Source organism: Nostoc sp. UHCC 0251 (assembly GCF_034932245.1).
Classification (GTDB): Bacteria; Cyanobacteriota; Cyanobacteriia; order Cyanobacteriales; family Nostocaceae; genus Nostoc.
The window spans coordinates 3,910-13,100 of record NZ_JAYGHD010000109.1 but is presented as its reverse complement, the minus strand read 5'-3'; the positions used below and the strand labels follow the sequence as shown (position 1 = coordinate 13,100).

The 9,191-nt window shown below is 40.7% G+C and carries 5 protein-coding genes; 3 read left to right on the top strand and 2 right to left on the bottom strand.

Annotation, left to right across the window (positions count from 1 at the left end; all coding sequences use genetic code 11):
• Positions 1-183: 183 nt before the first annotated feature.
• Together VB740_RS13815 and VB740_RS13810 are read right to left on the bottom strand one after the other, a co-directional pair.
• Entirely contained in the window at positions 184-642 is a 459-nt protein-coding gene (locus VB740_RS13815) for a BON domain-containing protein (RefSeq protein ID WP_323200562.1), read from the bottom strand.
• 149 nt (positions 643-791) lie between these two features.
• The gene (locus VB740_RS13810; protein WP_323200561.1) at positions 792-2,072 is read right to left on the bottom strand and encodes a general stress protein; all 1,281 of its coding nucleotides are present in this window, start codon (positions 2,070-2,072) and stop codon (positions 792-794) included.
• Positions 2,073-2,629: 557 nt separating this feature from the next.
• Here VB740_RS13810 and VB740_RS13805 point away from each other — a divergent pair.
• The 3 genes from VB740_RS13805 to VB740_RS13795 all read left to right on the top strand — a co-directional run.
• A complete protein-coding gene (locus tag VB740_RS13805) occupies positions 2,630-5,761 on the top strand; it encodes an MFS transporter (RefSeq protein ID WP_323200560.1) in 3,132 nt (1,043 codons plus the stop codon).
• 792 nt (positions 5,762-6,553) lie between these two features.
• Positions 6,554-7,417 (top strand): calcium-binding protein, encoded by an 864-nt coding sequence (locus VB740_RS13800; protein ID WP_323200559.1) that lies wholly within the window; start codon positions 6,554-6,556, stop codon positions 7,415-7,417.
• A gap of 1,356 nt (positions 7,418-8,773) precedes the next feature.
• The coding region (locus VB740_RS13795) for a calcium-binding protein (RefSeq protein ID WP_323200558.1) at positions 8,774-9,191 on the top strand (418 nt) is incomplete at its 3' end.

The window sequence follows — 9,191 nt, the reverse complement described above, 5'->3', positions numbered from 1 at the left end:
TTTGATTGCGTGAAAAAACTCCGTACAGATCAAAAAGCCTTCTTGCCTATTGCCTGTCCACACAAATAAGTTCAAAATTCAAAGCTGATTCCTATATAACTGACCAACTGACCACTTATACTGAGCAGAGGCATATAAATTTATTTATGCCTACCTACTCACTTGGATTTATTGTTAGCTGCCTCAGTTTGTTGGTGGAGCAACAATTGCTGTAACAACTACAGCTTTAACACCTTTAATTTCCTTAGCTAAAGGTTCAATTTTAGCCAATTCCTCTTGATTATTTACAGTTCCGGCGACAGTCACAGTTCCATTTTCTGCTGCCTTAACTGTTAATCGGCCCTTGGGTATGTTTGCCTCCAACTTAGAGCGAACTTCACTTGCTAGATCAGCTGTAGCTCTTTGTGTATCGCCACCAGTTACATTATTGCGCTGTTCGCGGGCGCGAATATCAGCATCAAGTTGTCTTCTGCGAACTTCACTTTGAGCGTCTTGTTGAGCCGCTTGTGTTGTTTGTGCAGTTGGTGCTTGTGGAGCTTCGTCAGGAGCGGGTGCAGACACAGTTGTTTTAGAAGTGTTATCACAAGCCGCAACACCAAAGACTAGAAGGCAACTAATTAAGAAGGGAGTTAGCTTTTGCATATGTTTAATTCGGAATCGGAAAGAGAAACTTGTAGAGTTCGTTGATGTTCACGGCAGAAATGAGGAGCAAGTTTCTAAGTGAGGAGCAAAGTTTTTATTTTCTTGCTCCTGTAATTTAGCGGAATTAGGTGAGTGACAACTACCTTGGGTTAGAGTGTTTCATCACGACGGTCAACAATGACTACAGCAGGATCGTCTCCATGAATGCCTGTTGAGTAATTGGTGCGATCGCTATTAACAACTCCTGTATTGTGATGCGTTCCTCGGTCGAAACCTGGGCGATGTTCACCTAAATCAGTGGCATCATAGATAGCAAATTCTTCAATACCGCGACGGTTGAGAATTGCTTCAGCTTGGTGGATTTCAGCTTCCGTGCCATCGATAATTACCAAGTAGTCGCCTCTTTGGAAGCGATCGCTATATACTCGCGCCTTGTCTTCGGGAATTCCTAAACCAACCAGTCCGCCAACTATACCGCCAGCCGCTGCACCGATCGCACCGCCAGCTAGTGTTGATGCCAAAGCAGTTGCTGTTGCACCACCTGCAATCACAGGCCCAACTCCAGGAATCGCTAGAGTTCCCAGACCAACTAATAAACCAGTCAAGCCGCCTAGAACACCGCCTGTAGCTGCTCCAGCCTTTGCACCTTCGTCTGCTTTATTTCCTGTCCCAACATTTTTATCTACATCTACACCAGCGATCCCATGACCGTTTGTATCTTTGGCGATGATGGAAATTCTACTTAAGGGAAAACCTGCATCTCGTAATTCTGTAATTGCTGCTTCTGCATCTCGGCGATGAGAAAAGACTCCAATCGCTCGTCTAGCAACATTACTATGAGCCACATTAGAAGTTGGAGCGACATAACCAGCAGATGCATTTCTAGCATCTGGGTTATCATAGATGCCAAACTCTTCGACACCACCCTGATGTAAGATTGCTTCTGCTCTAGCAATTTCTGTATCTGTGCCATCTATGATGACTAGATAGTGTCCTCGTCTTACACGCTCATCGTAAACTCTGGCTCGTTCTTCGGGAATTCCTAAACCAATTAATGCACCAAGTAAACTTCCAGCTACTGCACCAATACCAGCTCCAGCGAGAGTAGTAGCTAAGGTTGTGGCTGCGGCTCCAGCCAGCATGATTGGCCCAATTCCAGGAATTGCCAAAGTACCAAGACCAACCAATAAGCCAGTCAATCCACCCAAAGCGCCGCCTGTAGCTGCTCCGACTTTAGCGCCTTCGTCAGATTTATCACCAACGCGATCGCGTACTTCAGCCCCAGATATATTATCTTTGTCTCCATCCTGAGTAATGACAGAGACTCTGTTCATGTCAAAGCCAACTTTTTTCAATTCATGTAGGGCATGTTCAACATCTCGACGATGAGAAAATACACCTACAGCACGTTTATGTACACCTACTACCATTATTCTTTCTCCTCAGCAAAAATCAATTATTCACTAATTTATAGTTCCTAATGACTTTATTAATACATGTTTATGTTTACATTTCATCAATCGCTTGGAATAATTTTTATCTCTATCATTAGACATATACATCTTTATCTTAAGATAGCAAACAAACTTAATTGCTAATCAAACTATGCTTTATAAAAATTCGATGTTCACTCTTTTTTATTAAAATATTTTCTTTTAAAATTAGTGAAATTTATGTTAGCTATACTCTTCCTTAGATGAAATATTTATTAAAAACATATAGCTATGTATCAGTTACAAATTTTAGGGCAAAATGTTATTAATACTAAATTATTTAACTTTATCAACTAGATTGACAGAGAATCACCAAACTTCGCCTTATTTTTTAGTTAAAAATTAATAAGAATGTTTGTTTATTGTAAAGTATGACTTTTGGCAAACAAACTTCTTACCTAAGAAAGTGTCAGTTCATATAATTAGGAACTAGATTGAGAAATAAGCCATTCTATTAATGGTTATTTAATGTAATTGCAAGTGAGAAAATACTTATGTTTCAAGGTGTTTTAAGTATTTGGGGATGGAACTGGCTATCTTTTGGATTAGCGCCAATAAGTTTAACTCAGGAAGTACTAACTCCAGAAGAAGCATCAGTTCTTTTTTCTGGGCCGAAATTCTTGGTAGCATTGCTGGCTGGAGTCTTAATGGCATTTGCCTTCCAATTATTATTTACTAATTTTTCAGTCGCTGTAGGAATTTCGTCTTGGGAAATTGACTCAGATTCTGATGATGATTCAGAAAGTTTGGGTAGTAAAATTCGTTCAGTTCAGACCAAAATTGGGGCTTGGGCGTTGCTAACCGTTAGTATCGCCTTATTTATTGCTTGTTTCCTAGCGGTAAAACTTAGCTTAATCGAAAGTGCATCTCTAGGTGCAATTATCGGTGTAGTCATCTGGGCTACCTATTTCTCACTGGTAATTTGGTTGGGTTCATCAGCAGTAGGCTCTTTTATTGGTTCTATTGCTAATACTGTCACTTCTGGTTTTCAAAGTCTGATGGGAACTGCAACTGCTGGGATCGGTGCTAATGCTGCGAAACAACAGTTAGTTTCTACCGCCGAAGATATTACAGCCGCAGTCCGACGAGAATTAACTTCAGGCTTTAATCCTGAAAATATTAGAAATACACTCCAAAGTTCTTTAGGTTCTCTGCAATTACCAAAGCTGGATATCACAGAAATTCGTAACCAATTTGACCAGCTTCTTAAAGATACAGATTTACAATCTGTTGCTAATACTGACCTACTGCAAAATATTAATCGTCAAACATTTGTTGATTTAATTAGCAGTCGCACAGATTTATCTAAAGAAGAAATCAATGGCATTGCCGACCAATTTCAAGGTGCTTGGCAACAAGCTTTAAATCGCAAAAATCCAACAGAGCAAGTAATTAATTTGCTCAAGTCTGCTACTCCTGAAGAACTGAATTCTGAGCAATTAGGTGAACGGCTTCAAGAACTGGTTACAGTCGGAGGCGGGAACGGCAAGCAAAGCAATGGTGTAATGAAGCAAGCTATGCGATATGGCTTGAGCGCTGCTGTACCAGCAGTACTGGATCGGGTCAACCTTTCCAATATAGATGTAAACAAAATTACAACTCAGTTGCAAAAGCTGAAAGAGAAAGTTCAAGATGTAGATGTTGATCAAATCACAGAACAACTGCAAAAGTTTAGAGATGAAGCATCTGAGCAAGTATCTGCAAAATTGCCGATATCGCTCGAAAATACGATTAAAGCAGATGTAGAAGACTACATATTGAATTCCTTTCCTTGGCATTTTAACCGCATTACCCTAAGAGATGAATTTAAAGAACTCATCTATGACGTTAATGCCGATCCAACAACTGTGAGACGGGAGTTGGAAGAAATCAATCAAGAATTTTTCACCAACTTGCTGAAGCAGCGCGATGATCTCAGCGAAGCCAGGGTGAAAGAAATTGCCGAACAAATGGAAAGCGATCGCCTGGAAGTTTTAGAAACTGTAAAACAGGCGCAAGCGCGAGAAAAAGGACAAGATTTCCGCAGCCGCATTGAAGATTATCTGCGTTCTACCGGGAAAGAAGAACTTAATCCTGAAGGTATTGAACGTGACTTTGCTAAATTGCTGGAAGATCCAGAAGCTGGGTTTGAAGATTTAAGTAATCGCTTCGGGCAATTTGACCGCGATACTTATGTACAATTGCTCCAACAGCGTCAAGATATCAGCCAAGAGGAAGCTAATAATATTGTTAGTCAACTCGAACGCAGCCGCGATAATTTCTTGAATCGTGCAAGAGAACTGCAAGAACAAGCAAAAGCAAAAGCCGATGAACTGCGCCAAAGAGTTGAAGATTATCTGCGAAATACTAACAAAGATGAACTTAATCCCGAAAGCATCAAACGGGAGTTTAGAATTTTACTAGACGATCCACAAGCTGGAATTAGCCTTTTGACTTCGCGCTTATCGCAATTTGACCGGGATACACTAGTACAATTGCTCAGTCAGCGTCAAGATTTGAGCGAAGAACAGATAAACCAAACTCTCGATCAGATTGAAGCAGTCCGAGATAGTATTTTGCAAGTACCGCAGCAGGCGAAAGAACAGTACGAAAAAACTTCAAAAGCGATCGCCGAATACCTCCGCAATACCAACTTGGAAGAACTTAATCCAGAAGGGATCAGGAGCGATTTAGAAAAATTACTCGATGATCCTCAAGCCGGAGCTTTAGCACTGCGCGATCGCTTATCTCACTTTGATCGAGAAACCTTGGTTAAACTGGTGAGTCAGCGAGGAGACTTAAGCCAAGAACAGGTTAATCAGATCATTGATCAGGTACAAGATGCGATCGCTAGTATTGTGAGAGCGCCACGACGCTTGGCCAAGCGTACCACTCAAGTAGCTCTAGATTTTGAAGCTAATCTTGAAGATTATCTACGGAATACTCACAAAGAAGAACTCAACCCAGAAGCAATTAAACGCGATTTGCAATTGCTGCTGTCTTCCCCTCGCGCTGGAATTGGGAGTTTGAGCGATCGCGCCTCCAAATTTGACCGTTCGACAATTGTGGCGCTATTATCCCAACGGGAGGATATCTCAGAAGAGGAAGCCAACCGGATTGTGGATCAAATTGAGTCTGTTCGCAGTTCGATTGTGGAACAATTCCAGCAAATTCAGCAAAGGGTGCAATCTGTACTTGATGGAGTCTTTGCTAGAGTTCGCAACTATCTCAACTCGCTGGATCGTTCCGAACTCAGCTATGAAGGGATTAAGCAAGACTTTGCAAAAGTCTTCGACGATCCGCAAGCCGGATTTGAAGCATTGCGCGATCGCCTCAGTCAATTTGATCGGGATACCCTAGTTGCTGTATTGAGTTCTCGTGAGGATATTTCTCAAGAGGATGCTAACCGGATTATCGACCAAATAGAAGCGGCGCGGGATAGCGTACTACAACGAGCCGAGCGCATCCAACAAGAAACACAAAAACGCCTAAAAGCGATTCAAGAGCAAACTAAAAAGCAAGCTCAAGAGACCAAAAAAACCGTTGCGAATGCTGCATGGTGGTTATTTTGGACAGCATTGACTTCCCTTGGTGCCAGTGCGATCGCTGGTGCAGTGGCCGTTGCAGGCTTACCTTTACCTCGGTAAAATATTGCCCTCATCAGGGATTTTGAGAATAAAAAAAGTGGTATTCATTACCACTTTTTTTTATAAATAAGCAGATAGGTACAAATAAACCTAACTATGCAACTAAAAATAAAAGCTTGTAAACCCTTGCAATTCCTTCACTTTCGTTAATTATATTAGCAGTAATATAGTTATAAATATTCTCAACTACTTACTTGAAATAAACTAGTATCAGGGTACTATCATGACCTTATTATTTCGAGATAGATTAAAAAACCCTATCTGAGCAAAGGTTTCAGATATTTTTATAGCGAAAGGAATAAATGATGACTAATTATTATTTCTTATAGATAGAAAAAAATAGCCTTGATGTAATATCATAATCTTGTGATTGTGAATACAGTAAAAACATCGGAAAAGCTATCCAATTCTGTACTAGAAAATTTGCTTGTTCCCTAGCAGCCTAGTACTGTAACTAATGAATACATAAGGCACAAAGATATAGAAATGACTATTGGCAAAATTTTTATGCCAAAATCATCGATATATGCGGTGCTTTTCTAATCTTTAGACCCAATAGAAAGACCTGTTCCAATCAGGTATAGTTCAGTTATTGTTCCCACCCGTTATTTCTCCACCTTGTTTTTTCGGAATTGCTGAATAAAAGTGTGAAATTCAGACGTTAAGTTTTTGAACATGTTTTTTTGTGCCTTTGTGGGAAAGCAAATTCATGCTCTTAATTAGCAACACCGTTTTCTGATGGTGAAGTAACGAGGTAATTTTTTACCCTCTAAATTCAGGAGAAGCGCATTTATGGATACCATTCTCGATCTCGATGACATTATTGGCAGTCTTGATAGCAGCAGCAGCAACACTATCCAAATCGGCGGTAGTGGTAACAATGGTGGTAACAATAACATTAACGGCACTAGTGGCAACGATGTCCTTCTCGGTGGTAGTGGCAACGATCGCATCAATGGCGGTGGTGGTAACGATGTCCTGAACGGTGGTGGTGGCAACAATACCCTTATTGGCGGCGCTGGCAACGATGTTCTTACCACTGCTGGTGGTAGAGATAGTCTCATTGGCGGCACTGGCAACGATGTTCTTAGCAGTGGTGGTGGCAACGATGTTCTTAGCGGTGATGATGGCAACGATACCCTTAGCGGTGGTGATGGCAACGATCGCCTTCTTGGCGGCAATGGCAACGATAGCCTAATTGGCGGTAATAACAACGATACCCTTCTTGGTGGTAGTGGCAACGATATCCTTCTCGGTGGTAGCGGCAACGATCGCCTCGCTGGCGATAGTGGCAACGATACCCTTAGCGGTGGTAGTGGGACTGATATTCTCAGGGGAGGATCAGGTAACGATGTTTTCAAGTTCAGCTCAGTTTCAGATAGTCGTCCTGGTTCTTCACGAGATGTTATCGTTGACTTTTTTGGAAACGGTAACTTGCCAGGTGACCGAATCGATCTATCTACCATCGACGCCAACTCCACTATAGGAGGCAACCAAGCCTTTACTTTCATTGGATCTCGCGCATTTTCCGCAGCCGGTCAGGTTCGTTATTCAGGAGGTATTCTCCAAGCCAATACTGATGGGAATCTATCGGCTAACTTTGAGGTTCAGCTTGTAGGAGCACCACAATTAGTGGCAAGCGACATTATCCTTTAATTTAATAGACCTGTCTTGAATATAAGGCATAAGGCAGAATTCTAATAATTTAACAGTAGCGGGAAGAGGTAAGCTTAACTTGCCTCTTCTTTTTATAATGATTATTATGCAAATTGATTTCTGTATTTAGACTTATTGACAAAATCCACTCGTCTTTAATTTATCAAGAATAGTATTCCTGTAATCAAGCACAGTTAAACACTAAGAAAAGAGGCTTATTGAATGTTGCTTTCCTATCGCGCTTCTCTACGAGAGGCTTCTCTTTCAGAGACGCGAACGCCAACGCGCACCACGCTAATAATGTCTCAAAATCAAATCGGATTTGCTATATTTAACCTAAAAATTAGCTCATATTGAGTTCACGCTCAAGATTAAGATTGTTAATTTCCTTAATTATTATCAGAAGCAAATCTAAAAAATAGAGAATTATTAATACTTACTAAAGCTTAATTGCACCGTGTATGCACAATAAAGTTAGGTAACAAAATTGCAAAAGTTACAATGATGCTACGGAGTAGACAAGAAAGATATCAGAGAATTTGAGAAGTCAAGTTGTAACGCAATGGTGTAGCGATTGTACTGGCTAACAAGACTTTTAAGTTATACCATTTCTTTGTGAGGCTGCGCCAAACCCTTTTAACTTCTTTCTTTGTGTCCTTTGCGTTCTTTGGGGTTCGTTTGTCTTTTTTTTCTTGTACTTAAATATGGTTTAGCGCATCTTCATACAGAATTAGTATTATTGGTAATTAATTACTTATACATAACTATAGCAAAAACCGAACAAATCTCAATATACAAAACTAATCCTATCTAAACAAAGGTTTCAAATTTTATTCTGGCGAGAGAAAAATAAGAAGGTAATTACTCTTTCTTATAGATAGAAAAAAGTACGCTTGAGGATAATATCATAGTCTTATGGTTCTGAATAGAATCATAACCTTCTAAAACCTATGCAATTCCGTAGGAGGAAATCTGCTTGTTTCCTAGCAGTCTACTACTAAAAACAGTAAAGACATCAGGTACTAAGGATATAAGATCAATTTTAGCACAATTTTGATGTCAACATCATCAATACATCCAGTGCTTCTTTAATATTTTCAAATCTTCCGAGTTAACAGCAAAGACCTATTCCAATGAGGTGTGGTTCAGTTAGGAACTTCCCACTCGTTATTTCTTTGCCTTGTTTTCTCGGCATTGCTGAATAAAAGTGTGAAATCAAAAAATTTAATGTTTGAAGCTGGTTCCTTTGCGCCTTTGGGGTAAAGGAAATTCATACTCTTAATCAGAAACACCGTTTTCTGATGGTGAAGTCACGAGGTAATTATTTTACCCTCTAAATTCAGGAAAAGCGCATTTATGGAACCCCTCGCTCTCTCTCTCTCTAACCTTATTCCCGGCAACCTTACCGTCAATCTTCCTAACAACTCTATCCAAACCGGCGGTAGTGGTAACAGAGTCATTAACGGCACTAATGGTAGCGATGTCCTTGTAGGTGGTAGTGGCAACGATACCATTAATGGTGGTGGTGGCAACGATGTCATTAACGCCGGTAATGGCAGGGATAGGATCATTGGCGGTAATGGCAATGATGTTATTAACGGTGGTGGCGCCAATGATACCCTTTTTGGCGGTAATGGTAATGATGTCATTAGCGGTGGTGGCGGCAACGATCGCCTCATTGGCGATGCTGGCAACGATACCCTTAGCGGTGGTAGTGGAACTGATATTCTCAGGGGAGGATCAGGTAACGATGTTTTCAAGTTCAGCTCAGTTT

Coding starts and splice junctions, on each gene's coding strand:
- VB740_RS13815 (WP_323200562.1), bottom strand. CDS start 642: ATGCAAAAGCTAACTCCCTTCTTAATTAGTTGCCTTCTAGTCTTTGGT.
- VB740_RS13810 (WP_323200561.1), bottom strand. CDS start 2,072: ATGGTAGTAGGTGTACATAAACGTGCTGTAGGTGTATTTTCTCATCGT.
- VB740_RS13805 (WP_323200560.1), top strand. CDS start 2,630: ATGTTTCAAGGTGTTTTAAGTATTTGGGGATGGAACTGGCTATCTTTT.
- VB740_RS13800 (WP_323200559.1), top strand. CDS start 6,554: ATGGATACCATTCTCGATCTCGATGACATTATTGGCAGTCTTGATAGC.